This is a genomic window from Rhodococcus sp. SJ-3 (assembly GCF_051918125.1).
Taxonomy (GTDB): Bacteria; Actinomycetota; Actinomycetes; order Mycobacteriales; family Mycobacteriaceae; genus Rhodococcus.
In genome coordinates this window covers 1263927-1284373 of record NZ_CM123306.1, presented here as the reverse complement: position 1 = coordinate 1284373, position 20447 = coordinate 1263927, and the positions used below count along the sequence as shown (strand labels likewise).

The following is a 20447-nucleotide window of genomic DNA, read 5'->3' as shown; positions in this document are numbered from 1 at the left end:
AGAAACCATATGAATCTCACCGAATCCTCGACCGCCGCGGCCGGCCGCATGCTCACCGCCGCGTCCGACGCCGCGCTCACCGCCTATCGCGATGCTGTCGCGACGTTCTCACGGGAGAAACTGAAGTCCATCTCCATGGAAGGTGCCGACGGTACGCCGACGATGCTCATCGACGTCCTCGTCGAGGACGCCATCATCTCGGCCGCCACGGCCGCCGGTGCGAACGTGCTCTCGGAGGAGCGGGGCTGGGTCGACGCCGGATCCGCCGTCACCCTCGTCGTCGACCCCGTCGACGGCTCCGCCAACGCGGCCGCGGGAATCCCGCTGGCATGCTTCAGTGCTGCTGTGGTGATCGACGGCGAGTTCACCGAGGCGTCGACGACCTGGCTGCACACCGGACAGACCTGGTGGGCCTCGCGCAGTAAGTCCGCGTTCCGGACCAGCGGATGCACGTCCCTGTCGTCCGCCGCGGTCTCGATGCTCCGCCCGCACGAACGTAACCGCGACGCCTGGTGGCGTGTCGCGGAGAAGGCCACTCGCATCCGCATACTCAGCTGCAGCACCCTCGAGTCGGTGTTCGTCGCGACCGGGTCGACCGACGCGTTCGTCGACGCGGGCAGCGACACGCACCGCCTGATGGACATCGCCGCGGCGGTCGTTCAGGTCGAGGCATCCGGCGGTGCGGTGATCGACGCGTACGACCGTCCCATCGTGTTCGACACCGACCTGACGAAACGGTGGAGCGGCATCGTCGCCGCTACCGACGACCTCGCAGCCGAACTGCGCGAAGCCGTTCAGGGGGTAGTTTCGTAAGGACATCGAAACCGACGGGAGTGCTGATGTCCGGACAGAAAGCCCGCATGCTGGCCGGCGAGCTGTACCTCGCCGACGACCCCGAACTTGCGGCCGATGCACTGCGCGCGGCCACGCTGAGCGAGAAGTTCAACGCCACGAGCGCCGCAGAACCGGATGCGCGGCGTACGCTCCTCACCGAACTGGTCGGCGACCTGGGCGAGCGGGTCGAGATCCGCCCGCCCCTGTACGTCGATTACGGGTACCAGATCACCATCGGGGCAGGTACCTTCGTCAACTTCGGGGCCGTGATGCTCGACGTAGGGCGCATCACCATCGGCGCCGACGTGCAGATCGGTCCCAACGTGCAGTTGCTGACACCCACCCATCCGATCGACCCCGAGCTGCGCCGCGCCAAGTGGGAATCGGCTGAACCGATCACCATCGAAGACAACGTGTGGCTCGGCGGTGGCGTCATCGTCGGGCCGGATGTCACGATCGGGGAGAACACCGTCGTCGGTGCGGGCGCGGTCGTCGTGAAGGATCTTCCGCCGAACGTCGTTGCCGCGGGAGTGCCCGCCGCGGTCGTCAAACGTCTCTGACCCGGGGGAGTCAGCCGGCGTTCTCGTTGCCGTCTTCGAGCTGGCGCTGTTCCTTCGCGAGCCGCCGCTGCTCTTCGACGCGCGCACGGAAGCGGCGCTGGAAGTCCTCGTCGTGCTCGGGATCGAGCACAGGCCGGGTGGGTCGGGGGTATTCGGGAGCGGACTTCGACGCCAGAATCTCCACGATGCCCTGAGGTCGGCCGAGGATCAGCCAGAGCACCGACCCCGCCAGCGGCAGCAGAAGTACGATCATCAGCCACAACAATTTGGGCAGGTGCCGGACGCGCTCCTCATCGGAGCAGATCACGTCGACGAGGCAACCCAGCCACAGCAGGGTGATGATCAATCCGAGGTATGGCACTTCCACAAGCTAACTCGAGTTGATCAGATCGAGAAAGCGCAGGAGGCCCGCAGCAGGTGTCCGAAATGACGATCGATGTACCGATATATCGGGCATCGACCCCCGTGTCGGCGACCTACGTCCACGACGCTCCGCGTGTCACCTGAGCAACCTGGACTCAAAGGTGACAACGTGAACCTTCCCGAAGAAAATGGGCGCCGCACGCAGGCTGCCGGCATTGTCGGGGTGCGGGACGCCGTTCACTGCACACAATTGAATACGAGGGTGAACCACCAGGTTCATGTGGAGAGGAAGTCATGCCCGCTCAGATCGCCACCGCCGCACCCGCCGCTCATGCTGCCCTGCTGGGCCTGGGTGCGTACCGACCGCGACGCGTCGTGCCCAATGCAGAGATCGTCGACCGGATCGATTCCTCCGACGAATGGATCAAGACGAGGTCGGGTATCTCCTCGCGACGATGGGCCGAGGACGATGAAACGATCATCTCGATGAGTGTCGCCGCCTCCAGGGACGCGCTTGCTGCGGCCGGTCTCGAGGCCGATCAGATCGACGCGGTCGTCCTCGCCACGTCGTCGCTGATGGTGCTGGGGCCGTCTGCGGGAGCTGTGGTGGCCACGGAACTGGGTATGAAGGACACCGCCGCCTACGACATCTCGGCCGGCTGCGCGGGCTTCTGTTACGCGCTCGGCAATGCTGCGGCACTCGTTCGTGCCGGGCAGGCCAGGAACGTACTGGTCATCGGGGTCGAACGGTTGTCCGATCTGCTCGAGCCAACCGACCGGACCTGCGCGTTCATCTTCGCGGACGGTGCAGGTGCGGCCGTGGTCGGCCCGTCCGAGTCGGAGGGGATCGGTCCGGTCGCGTGGGGTTCGGACGGAAGCCAGACCGACGCCATCAAACAGGACAAGGATTTCATGTCCTACTTCGACGAAGTCGAAGCAGCGGCCGCGGGCGGAGCTCCGGCAGTGCGCCCGTACATCCGGATGAACGGATCGGCGGTGTTCCGCTGGGTGGTGAGTTTCCTGGGGAAGGCGTGCACCGACGCGTTGGAGAAGTCCGGAGTCAAGGCTGCCGACCTCGATGCCTTCGTCCCGCACCAGGCAAACAGCCGTATCACCGACGCACTCATCAAAGGGCTGCATCTGCCCGAGAACGTTGCGGTTGCGCGCGACATCGGAGAGACCGGCAACACGAGCGCTGCGTCGATCCCGATGGCAATGGAGGAGCTTCTCCGGTCCGGCGTATCCAAACCGGGGGATACCGCGCTACTCGTCGGTTTCGGTGCCGGGCTTGCCTACGCGGGACAGGTTGTTCAGCTGCCCCCCATCGTCTAGGCCATGGTCGCTCTCGGCGCTGAGCAGCAGCGCCACGATCGGCACCGCGAGGAGGACGGTGCCGATGACGAACGCCGGGAACAGCAGCGATAGCACCGTCATGCCCTCGGGTGCCTGCGCCTCGAGGTCGACCTGTGCGCTCATGCCGACCATGCCGGTGTAGTGCAGCGCTACCACGCCGCAGGCAAGCAGCACGGTCGACGCGACACGCACGTGAAGCTTCCCGGGCCTTTCGAACATCCACATCGCGGCCGCAGACCCGAGGATGCCGATGGCAGAAGAGACCGCCACCATCTTCGGATCGTGCTCGATGGTGCCCCGGATCCTGACCGCGGCCATGCCGCTGTAGTGCATGAGGACGATGGCCGTGCCCATCACTGCGCCGCCGAGCGTGATCGACGCGGAGCGAGACAGTCGCTGGGCGGCGGAGAGACGAGCGTTCGAGATCAACAGCCCGAACAATGTCGCCCCTACCGCAAGCACCACCGAGAACAGGGTGGCGCTGAGGTCGTAACGGACGGGGGAGGTCGGCACCGAGAAACCGGACATGCCGATGAAATGCATGAGCCAGATGCCGACACCGCCGATCGACAGGGCAGCCATCACGAGCCAGCGCACACCGGCAGGGGACGTCAGGTGCTTGCGGGACTGCTGCACGCAGCACAATCCGACGTAGCAGCCGACCGCGGCGGTGACGAATGCCAGGTACGGCACCCACAATCCCATCGTGAAGTGCTGTTCGTGCGGCATCCGATCCCCCGTGTCCAGCTACTGCACCTTCTGTGGTCCAGCGGCCCGACCATATCCCACACACCCGAGCCCGCTCGACCTCTCGAAGGAGTACGACGTCAGAGCCGCGTGGGCGTGTCGGCGAGTTCGCGTGTCGCCTCGGCCAGGGAACCCAGGCCTGCTCGCGCAGGTCGTGGCCGGCCTCGGGTAGCAGGAGCGTGCGGGCACCGGGGATTCTCGACGCGATGGGCGTCGGCGGCCTTGGGTTCGGCGAGCTGCGCCGGGTGCTCGAGGGTGTGCTTGCGAACGGCTGACGGCATTCGCGCGGGAACACCGAGTGTCCCGCTGGGCTGAAACATTGTGGTTGCCGCCACATCCCCTTCGTAGCCTCGGGTCATCCGAGGAAGGGAACGGCCAGAATGCAGTCGCTCGATTGCCACACCTGTGGCACCCGCGTACTCGTCGCAAAGTACAGCCCAGCCCACACGAGTATCCAGTGGTGCGAATCGGCTTCCGATGCGTGTCGAGAATTCGCCGCTGCTCGCGAGATCGACCCCCACACGTATCTCCTGCGCTGTGCGGCGCTGGACCGCACGGTCGATGCGGCTGTCGCCGAGGGTGAGATTCTCCAGACCGCGCGGGTCGAGCCACCCGTGCGGCCCCTCTCATCCCAGGAATCTCCGACTTCCGAGGAAGCCGTCACCGCCTCGCGGTGACCGCCGTTTTCAGCCAACTCAGCCCTGGAGGACTCCATGACCGTCGAACAGGATCGCATCGAGATCCGCACTATCGAAGCCGGTAGCAATCCCACTCGATTCGCCCGCGGGTGGCACTGCATCGGCCTTGCACAATCGTTCCGTGATGGAAAGCCGCATCAGGTCAAGGCCTTCGGGACCGACCTCGTGGTCTTCGCCGACACGAAGGGTGAACTCCACGTGCTCGACGCCTACTGCAGGCACATGGGTGGCAACCTCGCCCGCGGCGAGATCAAGGGCGACACCATCGCATGCCCGTTCCACGACTGGCGTTGGAACGGTCAGGGTCGCTGCGAAGAGATTCCCTACGCTCGCCGCACCCCGAAGCTCGCGCGCACGAAGTCATGGACCACCATGGAGCGCAACGGAGTTCTCTTCGTGTGGCACTGTCCTCAGGGCACAACCCCGCCCGAGAACGTGACGATCCCTGAGATCGAGGGTTACGAGGACGGCGAGTGGAGCGAGTGGACATGGACGACCATCCACGTCGAGGGCTCGCACTGCCGTGAGATCGTCGACAACGTCGTCGACATGGCGCACTTCTTCTACGTGCACTTCCAGATGCCCGAGTTCTTCAAGAACGTCTTCGACGGGCACGTGGCGGGCCAGCACATGCGCTCGTACGGGCGCGACGATATCAAGACCGGCGTTCAAATGGACCTTCCTGAAGCCCAGACGATTTCGGATGCGTTCTACTACGGGCCGTCCTTCATGCTCGACACGATCTACACGGTGGCGGAGGGCGCGACGATCGAGTCCAAGCTCATCAACTGCCACTATCCCGTGACGTCGAACTCGTTCGTTCTGCAGTTCGGCACGATCGTGAAGAAGATCGAAGGCATGTCCGACGAGCAGGCCTCGGAGATGGCGACGCTGTTCACCGACGGTCTCGAAGAGCAGTTCCAGCAGGACATCGCGATCTGGGAACACAAGTCGCGCATCGAGAACCCGCTTCTCACCGAGGAGGACGGGCCGGTCTACCAGTTGCGCCGCTGGTACAGCCAGTTCTACGTCGACGTCGAAGACGTTACACCGGACATGACGCAGCGTTTCGAGTTCGAGGTCGACACCACCCGTGCCCGTGAGTCGTGGCACAAGGAGGTCGAGGAGAACCTGGCTGCACGGTAGTGAGGTCGGGCCTGTTCCGTCCGGATCGGGCGGAACAGGTCATTCGGGTCGGCTACGCATCCCGTCGACGAACACAGTGATGATCGTGTGCGCGAGCTCGGCCATCGATTCACCCGGTTCGGGGCGGTGCCAGCGCGTCGCGTGCCACAAGACGTCGTAGAGCATTTCGCGGAGGAACTCGGACTCGATGTCGGTGCGCAAGGTGCCATCGGCCACGCCGTCGGCGATGGTGCTGCGCCACGCGGTTTCCATTTCGTCGGCGGTTGTGACCATGTCGGCTTCCACAACGCGTTCGCGCATGTACTCGCCTTCGCGTCGCCAGATCGATGTGGCGCCGTGATACTGCACGTTGGAATCCAGCGCTATCTCGGCCAGGGCTTCCATTCGCTCGAGGGGTGAGAGTGCCAGTGCCATCACCTCACGGCAGCGTTCGGAGATGTCGTCGATGTACTCGCGGATGAGTTCCGTGACGATGGCTTCCTTCGACGGAAAATAGTGATACAGCGCCCCGGAATGGACGCCTACCGCTTTCGCGATGTCGCGGATCGTCGTGGCGTTGATTCCTTTGCGGGCGAAGATCTCGGCAGACCGATCGAGGATCTGCCTGCGGCGTTGCTGCGGATCCATTGCAGCCTTTCTGCTGAGCGTCGGCGCCGGTATGGCCGGGGCCAGTCTGCCACATCCATTGATCAGTCGATCAATGGGATTCGACATTCGACAGGGAGTATGCGTGATCATGGTCCGAGACGCGCAGGCGGTACTCGCGGGTGACACCGCGATCGTGACCGGCGCCGGTCAGGGTATCGGTAGGGGTATTGCGCTGGCCCTTGCAGCCGCAGGCGCGCAGGTCGCGGTGGTCGGGCGTACTTCGTCGACCATCGCGGCGGTCGCCGACGAGATCACCGGTCGGGGCGGTAGTGCCGAGCCCTTCGTCTGTGACGTGACGGACGCCGTGGCGGTCGAGGGTGTCGTCCCCGCGGTGGTCGAGAGGTTCGGCGCGCTCACCGTGCTGGTGAACAATGCCATGACTGCGGCGCACGGGCTTCTCCTCGAAGTGGACGAACAGGCCTACCGCGGAGCGATGGAATCAGGACCGACAGCAACGTGGCGGATGATGCGCGCCGCTCACCCCCACCTCCGCGGAGGTGGTCGCATCGTCAACCTGGGTTCGGCGGCAGGAATTCGGTGGGACCCGTCGGGCGCCGGGGCGTACGCCGCAGCGAAAGAGGCGGTGCGGGTGCTGACGCGCACCGCTGCGTGTGAATGGGCCGACGACGGGATCCGGGTCAATGCGATTCTGCCGCTGGCGGATTCGGACACCATGAAGGAATGGTTCCGTCTCGAACCGGATGCGGCTGCGGGCTACCTCGCGACCGTGCCGCTGGGCAGGCTCGGGGATCCCGAGACCGATATCGGACCAGCGGTGGTCTTCCTGTGCAGCGCTGCATCGCAATACATCACCGGGCATACCTTGGCAGTTGATGGAGGTCAGGCGCTCGTGCGCTGAAATCCCTTGTGATTGCGAGAGAGCGAGCGCCACACCGCACGCGCTGCAACCCGGACCGGGGTGGCGAGGGACACGACGTCCACGGTGTCGACGGATCCCGTGACGGACAGCGCGCCGACGCACGTACGCCCGTCTCCGATCGGGGCTGCAACGCACGCGACTCCTCGCACGGTTTCCTCGCGCTCCTGTGCGACGTGTCGTTCGCGAATCTGGGCGATCTCGCCGCGTAGCCGTGTGGAGTCGGTGCCGGGCAGCGCGGCGGTCGTGGGGGTGAGCTGCGTGTGCGCGATCAGGGCTTTTCCCAGGGCTGTACGGTATGCGGGCTGGCGGCCGCCGACGCGTGAGGGTAGCGGAACCGTTTCGCATCCGACCTTGTCGAGATAGCGCACCTCGTGTCCCTCGAGGACTGCCAGGTGTGCGACCAACCCGGTGGCGGAGTGGAGTTCGTGCAGAACGTTGTGTGCGGCGCGGTGTAGTTCGTCGTGGTGTTGCGCAAGGGCACCCCACTCGAACATGCTGCGCCCCAGCGCGTACGTGCGTCCTTCTCGTCGAACCCAACCCGCTTCGATCATCTGATTCAGGAGTCGGTGGACGGACGACCGGGGCACGCCGGTGCGTTCCGACAATTCTGACAGGGTGAGGTGTCCGCCGGCGTGGAATTCGTCGAGCAGGCCTGCGACGCGGTCGATGACTGCGGCGGGGGAGTCGAACTCATGTCTCATTCAAGCCTCCATTGATCAACCGATCAATCAATACGGCAGAACTGTAGCAGTCCGTTCTCGATGAAGGAAGGGCGCTATACGAGAGTTCAGTGTGTTGCGCGGGCGGACACGGTGTCGGCGGCATCGCGGACGCGCTGAACCAGATCCGCCGGGGCGTGTTCGCGTGGGCCTGCCACCGATAGGGCGGCAATCTCGCCTCGGCCGGAATCGAATGCGGCTGCGGCGCAACATATGCGATCGCCACCGCAGGTGACAGTTCGGTCCGCGCTCTCGCGGAACGCGAGCATGGCGGCACCTTCGATCGTCTCGCGCGCGAGCCGCCGCTCACCCGCGCGGGTGCGCAGGTCGGTGGACCAGCGGCCGCCGATCTTCTCGAGATAGAGCAGGCTCTCGCCCTCGAGGACGGCGAGATGGACGACGAGGCCCGTGTCGCGTCGGAGGGAGTACAGGGTCGGGAGCGCGGCCTGGTGGACGCGGTCGTGGTCGCGCGCCGATGCTCCGAGCTCGAGCAGCTTGGGGCCGAGCGAGTACGTCGTTCCGTTGCGGTGGACCAAGCCCACCTGGACCAATTGGAGCAGCATCCGATGCGTCGACGACCGGGGGAACCCTGTGCGGCGGGCGAGCTCGGTCAGAGTGAGGCCTGCGGTGTCGCGAAAGGGTTCGAGCAGGGCGGTGACCCGTCCCATGACGGTGTTGGGGTTCTCGGACGCGATGGTCACGAAGATCTCCTCCGGGGCTGTCGGGGGGGATTGATCAGATGATCAATGGAGAGGCTGTGACGAATCTAGCGCCGAGGAACGCGAATTGGAAGAGGGGACCAACGAGCAGCAAACGAAACGGGTAGATGCACCCTCGGCGGGGTGCATCTACCCGTTTACCAGGTGAGGCATTCCGGCATCAGCCGGCCGGGATGAATGCCTTCAGCGGCTCCGACCCCGTCTGGTCATGGCCCCAGTAGGCATCGGCAGTGATCTCCTCCGACGTGTAGTGCCGTTCGTCGACAAGCATGCCCTCGGTGCCGAACTCGAGATCCCACCCGCCCGGTGCGCGAACGTAGAACGAGATCATCTTGTCGTTGGTGTGACGACCCAGCGTCGACGAAATCGAGAAATCCATCCGATTGACGCGATCGAGCGCTTGCCCCACCGCATCGAGGCTGTCGACCTCGGTCATCAGATGCACCAGGCCCGGCTCTTCGGTCGGCGGCGCCGGACAGAGTGCGAGAGCGTGATGGCGCTCGTTGATACCGAGGAACCGCACTCGGTTCAGGCCCTCCTCGTCGAGCCGGATCGAGCCGCGAGGAAGGAAACCCAGCACCTGCGTGTAGAACTCGTACGCCTCATCGAAATTCGTCGCAGGCAACACCACGTGGCCTAGACCGAGACCGCCCGTCACCCAGCGTCCGGCGAACGGCGTGACGACCGGGCTGTGGTCGAGCACCGGACCGTAGAACACCTCCAGGCGGGTCCCCGCGGGGTCGTCGAAAGCGATGGCGCCTTCTGCATCGAGGTAGGTCGCCTCCTTCCGCGACAACACCTCGACCGCGCGTCCCGACTTCTCGACGGCCTCACGGACCCGCTGCAGCGCGAACTCGTCGCGCACCTCCCAGCCGACGGCGAGGGCTTTGTCCGAGTCGCCGGGCAGCACCGCGATGCGGGCGCGACGCTCGTCGACCCGCGCGTAGAGGGCATCGGTCTCAGGGCCCGAGCCCACCGCCATGCCGAGGCCGTCGATGAGGAGTTCGCGCCAGCGCGGGACGTCCTGAGTCTGGATGCGGAGGTACCCGAGGCCTCTCAATTCGGTCATAGTCTTCTTCCTCGAAAGTGAAAGGGGGATCAGATCATTGCACGGTAGGCGCCCTGCGGGTCGCCACCGAGCTGAGTGAGCGCCGCAGAGTGGTAGATCGTGCCGGGCACGTGGATCGCGTGGGTGAGACCGACGTGCGCGTCACGCCAGAAGCGCTGCATCGGTGTCTTGCGATGCACCGCCGCACCCCCGGCGCGGGCAAAGATCTCGTCCATCGCTCGCACTGCACGCCAGGCAGAAGAGATCTGGGTGCGCCGGCCGATGGCACGCTCTTCGAAGCTGATCTCTTCGCCGCGGTCGGTCTTGTCCCAGAACCGGTCGACCGTCTCGAGCAGCGTGATGCGTGCGGCCTCGATCTCCGACGCGGCCTCGCTGATCGCGTAGAGCACGTACGGGTCTTCCTTGATCGGGACGCCCGTGACCTGCACACGTTCCTTCTGTGCGGCGATGTAGCAGGCCAGCGCGCCTTCGGTCATGCCGATCAACGACGACGTGATACCCAGCGGGAAGATGTACGAGAAAGGGAACTTGTACAGGGTTTCGTCCCGGCCTGCGTGACGCCAGCCGTTTCCGCTCAGGACGATATCGGCATCGATCGTGCGGTACTCGGGAATGAACGCATCCTTGACGATCAAATCCTTGGAACCGGTGCCCCGCAGGCCGATGACATCCCAGCTGTCGGGGTCGATGTCGTAATCGGAGCGCGGTAGCAGCACGTGCAGGACCTTGTCGGTGCGGTTGCCGTCCTTGTCGCCGACAGCGGCGCCGATCATGATCCAGCCGCAGTGATCCGTCCCCGACGAGAATGCCCAGCGGCCGTTGAGCACGTAACCGCCGTCGACCGGGACCGCGACACCCATCGGTGCGTACGGCGAAGCCATCCACATGTCGGGGTCCTCGCCCCAGATCTCCTCCTGGGCTCGCTTGTCGAAGAACGTCAGTTCCCACGGGTGGACGCCGACGATGCCCGCGACCCAGCCGGTTGCGCCGTCGAGGCCGCCGATGGCCATCACCGTCTCGGCGAATTCGCGCGGGTGCGCTTCCTGTCCGCCGAACTCCTTCGGCTGGAACATGCGGATGACGCCGGATTCGCGCAGGCGCTTCGCGGAGGTGTCGGGCAGGCGCATCAGAGTGTCGCCCACTGCGCCGTCGGCGCGGATCTCGTCCGCGTGCTGCATGATTCTGTCCAACGTGATGCCCATGAGGAAACCTTCCGGGGAACTCGACAATATGGCTTACGCATCTGGCCGGATGTGCTTGCTCGAACAGTCCCAGGGAGTGTGTGCCTCCGCCCCCGAATTTCCGTTCAACGGGATGTACACCACACCGCTCATCGGCGACGAGTAGAACAAGATCCGCCCCTTGGCATCGCTACACGCGATGTACCCGCACATCCAGGACGGAGCGACATGACCGACACTGCAGAACTGGTGGCCTCGTTGCTCGAGCGCGTACAGCTTCTCGAGGACAAAGCAGCGATTCAGGAAGTGCTGACGGCATACGGCCCCGCCGTGGATGCCGGCGACGCGGACGCTGTCGGCGAGCTCTGGGCAGAGGACGCGGTCTACGACATCGACATCCGGGTGATGGAAGGCCGCGACGCGATCACCGAGATGGTGCGCACGCGCCCTCACCAGGATTACATCAACGAAGGGTGCGGCCACCTCCTCGACCCCGTCCACATCCGCGTCGACGGCGACACCGCCGCCGCAACGTGCCACTCGTTGCTGCTTCGCCGCAACCTCGATTCCGACTCCTACCGGGTGTGGCGCGTGACCGCGAACCGCTTCGACCTCGCGCGCATCCACGGAAAATGGAAGATCAAGCGTCGTACCGCACGTGTCCTCAACGGCAGCGAGGAAGCTCGCGAGCTGCTGGCCCGCGCGTCGCGCTGACTTCTTCTTCGGTCCGGCAGCGGAGCGTCGACGAACCTTCTAGATTGAGGGCATGGCGATGTGCATGGTCGGGATGGACGACGATGCCACGCTCTGCACCTGGACGACCGGATTGCGTAGATCCGCGCCGCCGGTAGTCCTGCTTCACGGTGGCCCGGGGATCCCCGATTATCTGCAGGCGGTCGCGCAGATGCTCGACGACGTCACCGTCGTCCACCGCTACGACCAGCGTGGCACGGGCAAATCGCGCTGGGACGGCCCGCACACCCTCACCCGACACATCGCCGACCTGTTGCGTCTCCTCGACGGATGGGGTCACGAGCAGGTCGTGCTGGTGGGGCATTCGTACGGTTCCGACCTGGCCAGCTATTTCACGCTCGCGCACCCCGAGCGCGTCGCGCGGATCGTGCACCTGGCCGGACCGTTCACAGGTGACTGGCGTGAGCCGTGCAGGGCGACGGAAACGTCGCGGCGGACGTACCATCAGCAATCGAGATTCGAAATCCTCGACGCCATGGAGGCCAGGTCCGAGACCGAGGAGATCGAGTTCCTCGCGCTGTCGTGGTTCACCGACCACGCCGACCGGCGTCGCGCGTGGCGGTGGGCGCTGGAGGCCGCGCGCGTCCGGCGTCCGATCAACTATCGGATGAACCGCGAGCTGGGAGTCGAGAAGAGGGCCGACCCGCTCGACTCACACGTCGACGTACTGCGAGAGCTGGTGCCTGCGGGGTCGGTGATCATCGGCGGTGCGGGCGACCCCCGGCCTGCAGACGCGTTGACCCGGTGGGGCGAGCACCTCGAATGCAGCGTCTCGATTCTGTCCGACGCCGGTCATTTTCCGTGGCTGGAAGCCCCCTCCCGATTCAGGGCCTTGCTCCGTTCGACTGTCGAAGAGCCCGCTCTCCGATAGGTCGCGGGTGCCCTGCATCGTAGGCGGTGCGGTGCCTGAAGCCTCGTATCGTGGAAGTATCGAACTTTCGCGAACAACGATGGACGGGTGCACGATGGGAATGCTCAGCAAGGTCATCAAGAGTGGCGTCGCTATCAAGGCCGTCCAGGTCATCAAGCGGGAGGCGTCCAAGCCCGAGAATCAGCGCAAAGCTCAGGAACTGCTCACCAAGTTGAGCCAGAAGCGTCGCGGGTCGCGCTGAGCGGTTGGTCCGGCCACGGAGGGTTCCGATGATGAACCCGATCCGTGGCCGGAGCGCTCGCCCCGATCTCGACCGTCATGAATCGATCAGGCATCAACCTGCCTGGAGCGCCGTGGTCACGGCGAACCCGGCAATGTATTCCTTGATGGGCCTGTAGAACTCATAGGTCACGTCGTAGTCGCCGCAGGCGCTGAGCGCGGAGTATGCGGCAACCCAGGTCCGGACTTCGTGAGAGGAGTGTCCGGCCACCGCGTCCATCTCGTCGGCTGTGTACCCGTCGAAGTCCTCGACGCGTCCGGACCTGCACACATCGAGAAACGCTCGGTCCCACTCGGGATTGAGGTCCATGATGTCGGCATCACCCGCCGCGAAGCGGCGAGCGACTTCGATCGTCCGTGCCTGGCGCGCCGCACGGGCCTCGGAAGAAGGGTGTCTCCCCGAGGTGAGAAACTCGCGCTGGGGCGCGGTGGCAGTGGCGAACTGCGGGACCGGGGGGTCGTGCGAGAGGCCGCCGGAGCCGAGGAAGAGAACCCGCTTGTCGGTGGCTTTGAAGAACTCACCTACCGTCTGTCCGAATGCGCGCACCCGCGACATCGGGACGAACGGACGGGCAATCGAATTCACGAAGATCGGAAGGACCGGACGGGCAGCGGCATCGCCACCGTGGAGGATCTCCATCGGCTGTACGGCACCGTGATCGACCTCCATCTGCCTCGAGATGGCAACATCGCTTCCGTGGTCGAGAACGAATTGCGCGAGGTCGGCGGCGATGCCCTCGGGTACGTCGAGGTCTCCGGCGAACGAGTCGTAATCGCCGGTCCCGTGAGCTCGATAACCGATACAGAACGGCGGCATCAGGTCGTAGAAGAAACCGTTGAAGTGGTCGGGACCGAAATTCACCACGAGATCCGGATCGAATGCTTCGACGAACTCGCGGGCTCGTGCAAAGGCTTCGTCCACAACCGTTTTCACCTCCGCAGGAGGATCGGCATGGTCGAGCAGCGGGCTATGGGACATGCACAGGAGAGCCTGGGCCATCGTTGATGCCTCACTCCCCGATGCGGGTGTGGTGGCGCAGGTAGTCGCCGATCACAGTGTTGAACTCGTCGGCCTTCTCCACCTGCGACCAGTGGCCGCACCGGTTGAAGACGTGGGCATCCGAGGTCGGGATCGCGTTCAGTAGATCCCATGTGCGGGACAGTGGGATGACGACGTCTTGGACGCCGTGGACGAGCAGTACGGGGATGTCCAGTTCTGCGAGCCGGTCGAAGTCGAGAGGCAACTCATGGCGATCGCGGTCGCGGGCAGCAACGACTGCAGCGAGCCTGTCGGACGCGGTGTCGTTGAGCGCGGACTTGTAGCGCAGAGCGACGAGTTCGTCGGTCACGAGGGACTTGTCGACCACGAAGAGTTCGAGGGTCCGGCGGATCCCGGCTTCGGTCAGCGTCGGATTCGAGTGTCCTGCCAGGGCTCCGGTGAGTGCGGCGCCGCCGGTTCCCATCGAGACGATACCCAGGAGTCGGTCGGGGAAGTCGAGTGCGAACTGGAACGCCAGCCAACCGCCCAGCGAGTTGCCCACGATCCAGGTCTTCTCGATGCCGAGAGCATCCAGCACACGAACCGTGTGCCGCACCCATTCCTTGATGCCGTAGTCGGTGTTCTCGGCGACAACGGTCTGCCCGTAGCCGATCGAGTCGATCGCGATGCAACGGCCGTGCTCGGCGAGGGCCGGCAGGTTCAACCACCAGTTGGAGGCGGCGGTGACACCTGTTCCGGACCCGTGCAGGAACAGGATGGGTGTACCTTCACCGAGTTCGTGGTAATGGGTGAGCTCGCCGTCTGCGGTGCGCAGCCACTTGTCCTCGAGTCCGAAGAACGCGTCGGTGGTGTAGGCGGGAATTTCGATGGTGGTCAAGGGTTTACCTCGTAATGTGTGGAGTGATCATGTTCGAGCGAGTGGGGGCACGATGCTCAAACGGAGCGCGCAGATGAATCACCGTCGAGTTCGGTGTCTTTCGTCTCCCTCCCGAGTGCCACGGAAATAATGGTGACGACGCACGCGCCGACGAGATAGACACCGACCATGGAGTACTGCTGCCAGCCGGATGTGGCGACGTGGTTCCGGCCCAGTTCCCACAAGGCGGCCGCGATGAAGGGCGTGAATCCACCGACGGTGGCACCGAGCTGGTACGCGAGCCCGGCACCTGTGTAGCGGGCAGACGTGCCGAACATCTCGGAGATGTACGCCGCGAGCGGTCCGTACATCGATGCCTGAAGAAGCGAATTACCCAAGAGGAAACCGGCGAGAACCAACGGAACGCTGCCACTGCCGAGCAGCATCAGCAGCGGGTAGGACAAGGCGATCGACAGGACGCTTCCGGCGATCAGCACTCGCTTGCGTCCGAGCTTGTCGGACAGATGTGCAAAGTATCCGATGGTGAAGATGTGGACGAGAGCTGCCGCAGCCTTGCAGAGCAGCACAGCAGTGGCGCTCAGCCCCGTCTCTGTTGCCATCGAGATCGCGAACGTGGCCATGAAGGTCTGGAAGGCCAAGGCGGCGACAGCAGCAGTCGAGGCAAGGATCAGTGGCTTCCGGAACTTTCGGAAAACTGTGACGATGGCGAGTTCCGGTTTGGTGTCCTTCTGCTTGTCCATGCGCTTCTGCGCCTCCAGGAACAGTGGCGATTCGGAAACCCTCATGCGGATGAACAGGCCCACGATCACCAGCGCTGCGGAGAGCAGGAAGGGAATGCGCCAGCCCCAGCTCAGGAACTCGTCACGCGGAAGCGCGCTGAAGGCCGCGAACACCAGCGTGGCCAGGAGCGCACCTGCAGGGCCGCCCATGTTGGCGAAGGACGCGGAGAACCCGCGTTTCTTTTTCGGTGAATGTTCGAGCGCCATGAGCGCGGCACCACCCCACTCGCCGCCCACTGCCAGTCCTTGGACGATGCGCAACAGCACCAGCAGGATCGGCGCAAGAGCGCCGATCTGTGCGCTCGTCGGTAGTAGCCCGATCAGGCACGATGCCAGACCCATCATCACCATCGTGGTGACCAGTGTGGCTTTACGTCCGATGCGATCACCGAGTTGGCCGAAGACGATTCCGCCGATGGGGCGGGCGAGGTACCCGACGGCGAAGGTGGCGAAGGAAGCTGCGAGAGCGACCGCAGGACCTTGATTGCTGAAGAACAGTGGCCCGAAGACCAGGCTGGCGGCAGTGCCGTACAGCAGGAAGTCGTAGTATTCGATTGCAGAACCGAGGAAACTCGAGGCGAGGACTCGCCGATGTTCTCGATCTCGATCGACGGACGTAGCGTGAAGTGCGTCTATGGTCATTTCTTCAATCCTTGGGGGCGGGACGAGGAACAAACGGGAGGCATCGGGAGTCTTGGACTTGTCGAGGTCGGTTCGATATAGGTGGAGGATGAGCACAGTGGAACCGGGACACGACCGCAGAGACATCGACTCCCGGCTCCTGCGTACGTTCGTCGCGGTAGTGCAGGAATCCAGCTTCACCCGCGCTGCCGCCCGGCTCGGGCTGACACAACAGGCGGTCAGCGGTCACATCAAGACACTCGAACGCATACTGGGGACCCGGCTGTTCTCGCGACAGAGTTCCGGCGTCGGCCTGACTCCGGCCGGCAACAGCATCGTGTCCTACGCCGAGCAGGTGATCGCGGCAACGGACGCCCTGTTCGAGCGGGCCACCGGAATGGACAGACCTATCCGGCTGGCCGAAATCCGCAATCGCAAGATGATGCAGGAGATCTGGCGCGAGCATCGTCAGCGTCGTCCGAACGACAAGGTCAGCTTCACCGATCTGACCGGAGATGAGCAGATCGCCGCATTGATCCGTGGTGAGGTCGACGTGGCGATGCACTCGGTTGCGCGTGTGGAACCGAAGATCCGGACGAGCCTGCTGCGACTCGACCCGGTCAAGTGCTTCCATCTCCGTGAAATGGAGGTTCCCACATTGCGCGAACATCGAATCGGGTATACGGCAGTGGGACGGCACTTTTCGAGCTGGCAGAGGTTCTGCATGCATCTTGCTCCGGCGTTCGGAGCCGAACTCGAACTCCTCCCGCACGACATCACGATGCTGGAGGCAATCGGACAGCAGATGATTCAAGGTGATGTACCCCCCGTTCTGGTGCTCGAAGGAATGGAGCAGTACGCCGAGGCCGACCACTTCTTCTTCCAATACTTCGTCGACGTCCAGCCGTACTACCCATGGGCGATCTCCATCAGACGCGACGAGGCACGCTCGGAAGTACTCGCGTTCTATGCCACGGCTCTGGAAGTCCGATCCGCGAAACGGTGGGACCGGCCGATACGACCCGGTGTGCCGCAGTGGCTCCCCCCGGATATCACCGGCGACGTGGCATCGCATTTCGACGGCCTACCCGAGTTCACGCTGATCCGCGAATAAGTGCGGACGGCTGTTACATCGTCTTGTCGCGGCAAGTGGCGACGGACGCTTCCGCCGACACCAACTGACGCATCCGCCCGAGATGCTTGGGCTGGTCGATCAGCAGTGCGCCGGAGATCTTGTCTGCCGATCCGAATGCTCCGACGAAGTTCATAGCGGCCAGCGATCCGTGAACGGGCGTCAGGGTCGACTCCGGGCCGGTGTGTCCCAGGACCTGCAGTTTGTGGGTGTACTGGTCGGACCAGAAGTAGTCGGGTAGCGCCACCGGAAGGGCGGGCTTGCCGACAATGTCTCGGGCCACAGCCTTGGCGTGTGCGAGCGCGGCGGCCCAGTGGCCATTCGAATTCTGGACGACATCGCCTGCAGCCCATAGGTGGGCGCCCGCCCGACCCTGTGGCGATACTGCTACACCGCGCCGGTCGTACATGTCGGTAGACCTGAGCCATTCGACGTGTGGCCGCACACCCACGGCGACAAGAACCGCGTCCGCGGAAACGGTTGTGCCGTCGGCGAGTCGGACCCCCGCGACCGCGTGCTCGCCGACCAAGGCCTCGACGTCGCTGCAGGGCCGCACGTCGACGCCGTTGCGCTCGTGCAGCGCCGTCACTGCAGACCCGACTTCACTGCTCAGTGCCGTTGCAAGAAGATGTGATTCGCGCAACACCATGGTGACGGACACGCCCAGTGCGCGGGCGGTCGCGGCCACCTCGGTCCCGACGAATCCTCCACCGATCACTACGAGAGAACCTGTGCCGAGCAATGTTTTCCGTAGAGCCTCGGCATCGGCGAGGGTGCGGAGCTCGTGGACGCCGGCGAGCTGCCGGTACCACGGCGGCCGGATGCATCCTGCGCCGGTGGCCGCGACAAGAGAGTCGTAGTGCAGTGAGTCTCCGGAGTCCAACGTGACGATCCGGCGGTCTGTGTCGACACTCAGGGCACTCGTGCCCAGTACGAGATCGATTTCTTGATCTCTGAGATCGGAGTCCGAGCACAGCGATATCGACTCGGCCGAGTCCTTCCCGGAGAGGAAACCTTTGGACAGCGGGGGACGATCGTAGGGCTTCTCGGACTCGTCACCGATGAGCGTGATCGAGCCGTTGTAGCCCTCCTTGCGTAGATCGGACGCGGTCCGGACACCCGCCAGAGACGCGCCAACGATGACGGTGCTCTCAGCCATTGTCGACGGTCGCTTTCAACTTGATTGCGAGGGCAGGACAAGCGTCCGAGGCGTCACGGATCTCGGCGTCGGATGCTTGCGAGACCGTCGGGAGGACGATGGCTTTACCGTGATCGTCCATCTCGAAAACATCGGGGGCAAGGATTGTGCAGATCGCATGACCAGCGCACTTGGCACGGTCGATATGGATTTCCATGATTGTCCAATCTCAGTTGACTGTGATGGCAGCGTGAAGCGGCGCCGGGTCCTGCCCCTCACCGGTTGCGTCTCGAAAGGCGGTCTCGAGGTCCGCGATGCTGTAGGTGCGCTCGCACAGCTTGCCGAGGTCGGAGTCGGCTGCGAGCCAGTCGAAGGCTGCGGCGATCGCCCAGCTGGGGCGTGCCCAGACTCCGCGGATCATGAGTTCTTTCTGCGCGACGAGATCGGTATCGATCAGGGGTTGCGACGCGCCACGCTTCATACCGCCCCACAACACACGACCGCGTGGAGCGGCGAGGCGGATACTGGCCTCGACAGGCAGCGCGGCGCGAGGGGTCATGTCCAGGACGACGTCGGGTCGACCACCGAGGGCGGCACCCACAGCCTGTTCGACCTCGTCCGGCTCTGTCGAGGCAACCACGTGGCAACCGAACTCGCGAGCGACATCCAGCCGGTGCTGATCGTGTTCGGTGCCGACGACGACGACGTCTGCGGCACCGAGGTGCAGCGCAGCGGCGCCGGAGGCGATGCCGTGCTGGCCGGCACCGAAAATCGCTACTCGCTCGCCTGCCCGGAGTTCGCCGCTCTCGCGCATCCAGGCCAGGCCGTTCGACAGCGGGATGTACAACGTGGCCAGTTCGTCGGATACTCCGTCAGGCACTTTGTGCAGTTGCGTGCCCGGGTGCAGATACATGAACTGTCCGAAGCCTCCCCACACACTCGGTTCGGTGTCGATCGATGTGTAGCCGTACCGCACACCCGACCGGACGCAGAGACGCTGGTAGCCGCCTCGGCACTCGGTGCACGACATACACGGCACCGCTTCCTCGATCGCGACGCGGTCCCCGGCCTTCACGCCCCACCGGCCGGCAGCGGCAGAACCGATATCGGAGATCCGGCCGATGACCTCGTGTCCGAGGATCACCGGGCCGTCATGGTGCTTCTCCCCGAGATAGCTCGCGACGTCGCTTCCACACAATCCGCACGCGAGGACCTCCAACAGGCCATCGTCCTCACCGAGGGCCGGTCGGGTGAAGGTGCGGCGTTCGAAACGGCGCGGTGCGGTCAGTACCTGTGCCGAGATGTCAGGAGCGGACATCGACGTCGTGTCCTTTCGTGTCGCTGTACTCGTAGATTCCGACCTGCAGCAGTTCGGCCCGCCGTTCCTCGGGCCAGACACACAGGCTCGCGAGCTCGATGGGGTCGAGGTAGGCGTGCCCACCGGTTTCCCGATCCTCGACGAGGAGACGGACCCCGCACCTCGTGTTCTCGAGTGAGATTCGGATACTGGCGAATTCGTTTCCGAAGTTGATCTGTGGCTGGTTCATCCGAGCCTCCGTGCCGGTCTTACACAGTGTCGGTTCGCGCCGTGTCGGTTCACAGCAGGAAGGTGACGTTGCCCAGGGGGCCCTCGGCGCCGAGGAGCTGGATCTTCTTCGCAGCGATGCGCGAGTCGTCACCGGTGCCGGTGACCCAGTAGGTGTAGCGGCCGGTGTATTCGGTGGTCCGCTCCGTCCGGTATTCCGCCAGCTTGAAGGGCGCTGTGACGACCTCGTCGAATGGCATCGGGGGAGCCCACCCATCCGATGTGGGCGCCGAGAGCTGACCCAGCAGCCGCACGGTCTGGGACGCCGGATCCTGTGAGTGCAGGTCTCCGCCGGTCAGACGGGAGACCCGCTCCTTCAGTCGTGCGAAGTCGTCGTACAGCAGGTTCATCTCGTTCATCGGTTCGGGTGCGTCCCAGCGGTAGGGAGCCCAGTACCGAGCTTCGGGAGCGAAGAGTTCGAGCCACTCGTCGTATCTGCGTTCGTCGAGCAGGAGGTTTTCGCGGTGAATCAATTCGATGGTCGACATATCGGTA

The 20447-nt window shown here is 64.5% G+C and carries 26 protein-coding genes; 10 read left to right on the top strand and 16 right to left on the bottom strand.

Annotated features, from left to right (window positions below; genetic code table 11):
• Positions 1–9: 9 nt before the first annotated feature.
• Positions 10–813, top strand: coding sequence for an inositol monophosphatase family protein (locus tag ACTDXD_RS05675; RefSeq protein ID WP_440126197.1), 804 nt, complete (start codon positions 10–12; stop codon positions 811–813).
• Positions 814–839: 26 nt separating this feature from the next.
• Positions 840–1394, top strand: coding sequence for a sugar O-acetyltransferase (locus ACTDXD_RS05670; RefSeq protein ID WP_440126196.1), 555 nt, complete (start codon positions 840–842; stop codon positions 1392–1394).
• Between the two features lie 10 nt (positions 1395–1404).
• Here ACTDXD_RS05670 and ACTDXD_RS05665 read toward each other — a convergent pair whose 3' ends face one another.
• The gene (locus tag ACTDXD_RS05665; protein WP_440126195.1) at positions 1405–1761 is read right to left on the bottom strand and encodes a PLDc N-terminal domain-containing protein; all 357 of its coding nucleotides are present in this window, start codon (positions 1759–1761) and stop codon (positions 1405–1407) included.
• 290 nt (positions 1762–2051) lie between these two features.
• On the opposite strand from ACTDXD_RS05665, the gene ACTDXD_RS05660 reads away from it, so the two are divergent.
• Positions 2052–3089, top strand: a complete 1038-nt coding sequence (locus ACTDXD_RS05660; RefSeq protein ID WP_440126194.1) for a beta-ketoacyl-ACP synthase III — start codon at positions 2052–2054, stop codon at positions 3087–3089.
• Here the strand turns inward: ACTDXD_RS05660 and ACTDXD_RS05655 are convergent.
• On the bottom strand, positions 3021–3839 hold the full coding sequence (locus tag ACTDXD_RS05655) for an MHYT domain-containing protein (RefSeq protein WP_440126193.1): 819 nt from the start codon (positions 3837–3839) through the stop codon (positions 3021–3023). The two genes, ACTDXD_RS05660 and ACTDXD_RS05655, sit on opposite strands and share 69 nt — an antisense overlap.
• A 98-nt stretch (positions 3840–3937) precedes the next feature.
• On the bottom strand, positions 3938–4138 hold the full coding sequence (locus ACTDXD_RS05650; RefSeq protein ID WP_440126192.1) for a hypothetical protein: 201 nt from the start codon (positions 4136–4138) through the stop codon (positions 3938–3940).
• Positions 4139–4237: 99 nt separating this feature from the next.
• Between ACTDXD_RS05650 and ACTDXD_RS05645 the strand changes: the two genes are divergently transcribed.
• Positions 4238–4534, top strand: coding sequence for a hypothetical protein (locus tag ACTDXD_RS05645; protein ID WP_440126191.1), 297 nt, complete (start codon positions 4238–4240; stop codon positions 4532–4534).
• Positions 4535–4570: 36 nt separating this feature from the next.
• Positions 4571–5701: a Rieske 2Fe-2S domain-containing protein gene (locus tag ACTDXD_RS05640; protein WP_440126190.1), complete on the top strand. Its 1131-nt coding sequence runs from the start codon at positions 4571–4573 to the stop codon at positions 5699–5701.
• A 39-nt stretch (positions 5702–5740) separates the two neighbouring features.
• Here ACTDXD_RS05640 and ACTDXD_RS05635 read toward each other — a convergent pair whose 3' ends face one another.
• Complete coding sequence (locus tag ACTDXD_RS05635; RefSeq protein WP_440126189.1) at positions 5741–6328, bottom strand: TetR/AcrR family transcriptional regulator; 588 nt, start codon at positions 6326–6328, stop codon at positions 5741–5743.
• Between the two features lie 109 nt (positions 6329–6437).
• On the opposite strand from ACTDXD_RS05635, the gene ACTDXD_RS05630 reads away from it, so the two are divergent.
• Entirely contained in the window at positions 6438–7208 is a 771-nt protein-coding gene (locus ACTDXD_RS05630) for an SDR family NAD(P)-dependent oxidoreductase (RefSeq protein ID WP_440127546.1), read from the top strand.
• Here ACTDXD_RS05630 and ACTDXD_RS05625 read toward each other — a convergent pair.
• The 4 genes from ACTDXD_RS05625 to ACTDXD_RS05610 all read right to left on the bottom strand — a co-directional run bounded on the left by ACTDXD_RS05625 (position 7190) and on the right by ACTDXD_RS05610 (position 10938).
• A complete protein-coding gene (locus ACTDXD_RS05625) occupies positions 7190–7930 on the bottom strand; it encodes an IclR family transcriptional regulator (protein ID WP_440126188.1) in 741 nt (246 codons plus the stop codon). The two genes, ACTDXD_RS05630 and ACTDXD_RS05625, sit on opposite strands and share 19 nt — an antisense overlap.
• An 86-nt stretch (positions 7931–8016) precedes the next feature.
• Positions 8017–8649 carry an IclR family transcriptional regulator gene (locus ACTDXD_RS05620; protein WP_440126187.1) on the bottom strand — a complete coding sequence of 211 codons (633 nt, stop codon included), beginning with the start codon at positions 8647–8649 and terminating at the stop codon, positions 8017–8019.
• A gap of 178 nt (positions 8650–8827) precedes the next feature.
• On the bottom strand, positions 8828–9736 hold the full coding sequence (gene bphC / locus ACTDXD_RS05615; protein WP_440126186.1) for a biphenyl-2,3-diol 1,2-dioxygenase: 909 nt from the start codon (positions 9734–9736) through the stop codon (positions 8828–8830).
• 29 nt (positions 9737–9765) lie between these two features.
• Entirely contained in the window at positions 9766–10938 is a 1173-nt protein-coding gene (locus tag ACTDXD_RS05610) for an acyl-CoA dehydrogenase family protein (protein WP_440126185.1), read from the bottom strand.
• 207 nt (positions 10939–11145) lie between these two features.
• Here ACTDXD_RS05610 and ACTDXD_RS05605 point away from each other — a divergent pair, with 207 nt between their 5' ends.
• The 3 genes from ACTDXD_RS05605 (at position 11146) to ACTDXD_RS05595 (ending at position 12782) form a co-directional block, all read left to right on the top strand.
• Positions 11146–11631, top strand: coding sequence for a nuclear transport factor 2 family protein (locus ACTDXD_RS05605; RefSeq protein ID WP_440126184.1), 486 nt, complete (start codon positions 11146–11148; stop codon positions 11629–11631).
• A gap of 52 nt (positions 11632–11683) precedes the next feature.
• Positions 11684–12541 (top strand): alpha/beta fold hydrolase, encoded by an 858-nt coding sequence (locus tag ACTDXD_RS05600; protein ID WP_440126183.1) that lies wholly within the window; start codon positions 11684–11686, stop codon positions 12539–12541.
• Positions 12542–12635: 94 nt separating this feature from the next.
• Complete coding sequence (locus ACTDXD_RS05595; protein ID WP_440126182.1) at positions 12636–12782, top strand: hypothetical protein; 147 nt, start codon at positions 12636–12638, stop codon at positions 12780–12782.
• Positions 12783–12875: 93 nt separating this feature from the next.
• Here the strand turns inward: ACTDXD_RS05595 and ACTDXD_RS05590 are convergent, their stop codons facing one another.
• Genes ACTDXD_RS05590 through ACTDXD_RS05580 form a run of 3 tightly spaced genes read right to left on the bottom strand, consistent with a single transcriptional unit; the run spans position 12876 to position 16118 of the window.
• On the bottom strand, positions 12876–13820 hold the full coding sequence (locus ACTDXD_RS05590; RefSeq protein WP_440126181.1) for a 3-carboxyethylcatechol 2,3-dioxygenase: 945 nt from the start codon (positions 13818–13820) through the stop codon (positions 12876–12878).
• 10 nt (positions 13821–13830) lie between these two features.
• On the bottom strand, positions 13831–14697 hold the full coding sequence (locus ACTDXD_RS05585; RefSeq protein ID WP_440126180.1) for an alpha/beta fold hydrolase: 867 nt from the start codon (positions 14695–14697) through the stop codon (positions 13831–13833).
• 56 nt (positions 14698–14753) lie between these two features.
• Positions 14754–16118 (bottom strand): MFS transporter, encoded by a 1365-nt coding sequence (locus ACTDXD_RS05580; RefSeq protein ID WP_440126179.1) that lies wholly within the window; start codon positions 16116–16118, stop codon positions 14754–14756.
• 88 nt (positions 16119–16206) lie between these two features.
• Here ACTDXD_RS05580 and ACTDXD_RS05575 point away from each other — a divergent pair, with 88 nt between their 5' ends.
• A complete protein-coding gene (locus tag ACTDXD_RS05575; RefSeq protein ID WP_440126178.1) occupies positions 16207–17211 on the top strand; it encodes a LysR family transcriptional regulator in 1005 nt (334 codons plus the stop codon).
• A gap of 13 nt (positions 17212–17224) precedes the next feature.
• Here the strand turns inward: ACTDXD_RS05575 and ACTDXD_RS05570 are convergent, their stop codons facing one another.
• Genes ACTDXD_RS05570 through ACTDXD_RS05550 form a run of 5 tightly spaced genes read right to left on the bottom strand, consistent with a single transcriptional unit; the run spans position 17225 to position 20440 of the window.
• A complete protein-coding gene (locus ACTDXD_RS05570) occupies positions 17225–18388 on the bottom strand; it encodes an NAD(P)/FAD-dependent oxidoreductase (RefSeq protein WP_440126177.1) in 1164 nt (387 codons plus the stop codon).
• Entirely contained in the window at positions 18381–18584 is a 204-nt protein-coding gene (locus ACTDXD_RS05565) for a ferredoxin (protein ID WP_440126176.1), read from the bottom strand. The genes ACTDXD_RS05570 and ACTDXD_RS05565 overlap by 8 nt, the downstream gene beginning before the upstream one ends.
• Before the next feature lie 12 nt (positions 18585–18596).
• Entirely contained in the window at positions 18597–19685 is a 1089-nt protein-coding gene (locus tag ACTDXD_RS05560) for a zinc-dependent alcohol dehydrogenase (RefSeq protein WP_440126175.1), read from the bottom strand.
• On the bottom strand, positions 19672–19914 hold the full coding sequence (locus ACTDXD_RS05555; protein WP_440126174.1) for a hypothetical protein: 243 nt from the start codon (positions 19912–19914) through the stop codon (positions 19672–19674). Before ACTDXD_RS05555 ends, ACTDXD_RS05560 begins: the two co-directional genes overlap by 14 nt.
• A gap of 49 nt (positions 19915–19963) precedes the next feature.
• Entirely contained in the window at positions 19964–20440 is a 477-nt protein-coding gene (locus tag ACTDXD_RS05550) for an aromatic-ring-hydroxylating dioxygenase subunit beta (RefSeq protein WP_440126173.1), read from the bottom strand.
• Between the last annotated feature and the right edge of the window lie 7 nt (positions 20441–20447).

What these genes read in the sequence shown, in the direction of transcription:
- ACTDXD_RS05675 (WP_440126197.1), top strand. Translation starts at nt 10, where the DNA reads ATGAATCTCACCGAATCCTCGACCGCCGCGGCCGGCCGCATGCTCACC.
- ACTDXD_RS05670 (WP_440126196.1), top strand. Translation starts at nt 840, where the DNA reads ATGTCCGGACAGAAAGCCCGCATGCTGGCCGGCGAGCTGTACCTCGCC.
- ACTDXD_RS05660 (WP_440126194.1), top strand. Translation starts at nt 2,052, where the DNA reads ATGCCCGCTCAGATCGCCACCGCCGCACCCGCCGCTCATGCTGCCCTG.
- ACTDXD_RS05655 (WP_440126193.1), bottom strand. Translation starts at nt 3,839, where the DNA reads ATGCCGCACGAACAGCACTTCACGATGGGATTGTGGGTGCCGTACCTG.
- ACTDXD_RS05650 (WP_440126192.1), bottom strand. Translation starts at nt 4,138, where the DNA reads ATGCCGTCAGCCGTTCGCAAGCACACCCTCGAGCACCCGGCGCAGCTC.
- ACTDXD_RS05645 (WP_440126191.1), top strand. Translation starts at nt 4,238, where the DNA reads ATGCAGTCGCTCGATTGCCACACCTGTGGCACCCGCGTACTCGTCGCA.
- ACTDXD_RS05640 (WP_440126190.1), top strand. Translation starts at nt 4,571, where the DNA reads ATGACCGTCGAACAGGATCGCATCGAGATCCGCACTATCGAAGCCGGT.
- ACTDXD_RS05635 (WP_440126189.1), bottom strand. Translation starts at nt 6,328, where the DNA reads ATGGATCCGCAGCAACGCCGCAGGCAGATCCTCGATCGGTCTGCCGAG.
- ACTDXD_RS05630 (WP_440127546.1), top strand. Translation starts at nt 6,438, where the DNA reads ATGGTCCGAGACGCGCAGGCGGTACTCGCGGGTGACACCGCGATCGTG.
- ACTDXD_RS05625 (WP_440126188.1), bottom strand. Translation starts at nt 7,930, where the DNA reads ATGAGACATGAGTTCGACTCCCCCGCCGCAGTCATCGACCGCGTCGCA.
- bphC (WP_440126186.1), bottom strand. Translation starts at nt 9,736, where the DNA reads ATGACCGAATTGAGAGGCCTCGGGTACCTCCGCATCCAGACTCAGGAC.
- ACTDXD_RS05610 (WP_440126185.1), bottom strand. Translation starts at nt 10,938, where the DNA reads ATGGGCATCACGTTGGACAGAATCATGCAGCACGCGGACGAGATCCGC.
- ACTDXD_RS05605 (WP_440126184.1), top strand. Translation starts at nt 11,146, where the DNA reads ATGACCGACACTGCAGAACTGGTGGCCTCGTTGCTCGAGCGCGTACAG.
- ACTDXD_RS05600 (WP_440126183.1), top strand. Translation starts at nt 11,684, where the DNA reads ATGGCGATGTGCATGGTCGGGATGGACGACGATGCCACGCTCTGCACC.
- ACTDXD_RS05595 (WP_440126182.1), top strand. Translation starts at nt 12,636, where the DNA reads ATGGGAATGCTCAGCAAGGTCATCAAGAGTGGCGTCGCTATCAAGGCC.
- ACTDXD_RS05590 (WP_440126181.1), bottom strand. Translation starts at nt 13,820, where the DNA reads ATGGCCCAGGCTCTCCTGTGCATGTCCCATAGCCCGCTGCTCGACCAT.
- ACTDXD_RS05580 (WP_440126179.1), bottom strand. Translation starts at nt 16,118, where the DNA reads ATGACCATAGACGCACTTCACGCTACGTCCGTCGATCGAGATCGAGAA.
- ACTDXD_RS05575 (WP_440126178.1), top strand. Translation starts at nt 16,207, where the DNA reads ATGAGCACAGTGGAACCGGGACACGACCGCAGAGACATCGACTCCCGG.
- ACTDXD_RS05570 (WP_440126177.1), bottom strand. Translation starts at nt 18,388, where the DNA reads ATGGCTGAGAGCACCGTCATCGTTGGCGCGTCTCTGGCGGGTGTCCGG.
- ACTDXD_RS05565 (WP_440126176.1), bottom strand. Translation starts at nt 18,584, where the DNA reads ATGGAAATCCATATCGACCGTGCCAAGTGCGCTGGTCATGCGATCTGC.
- ACTDXD_RS05560 (WP_440126175.1), bottom strand. Translation starts at nt 19,685, where the DNA reads ATGTCCGCTCCTGACATCTCGGCACAGGTACTGACCGCACCGCGCCGT.
- ACTDXD_RS05555 (WP_440126174.1), bottom strand. Translation starts at nt 19,914, where the DNA reads ATGAACCAGCCACAGATCAACTTCGGAAACGAATTCGCCAGTATCCGA.
- ACTDXD_RS05550 (WP_440126173.1), bottom strand. Translation starts at nt 20,440, where the DNA reads ATGTCGACCATCGAATTGATTCACCGCGAAAACCTCCTGCTCGACGAA.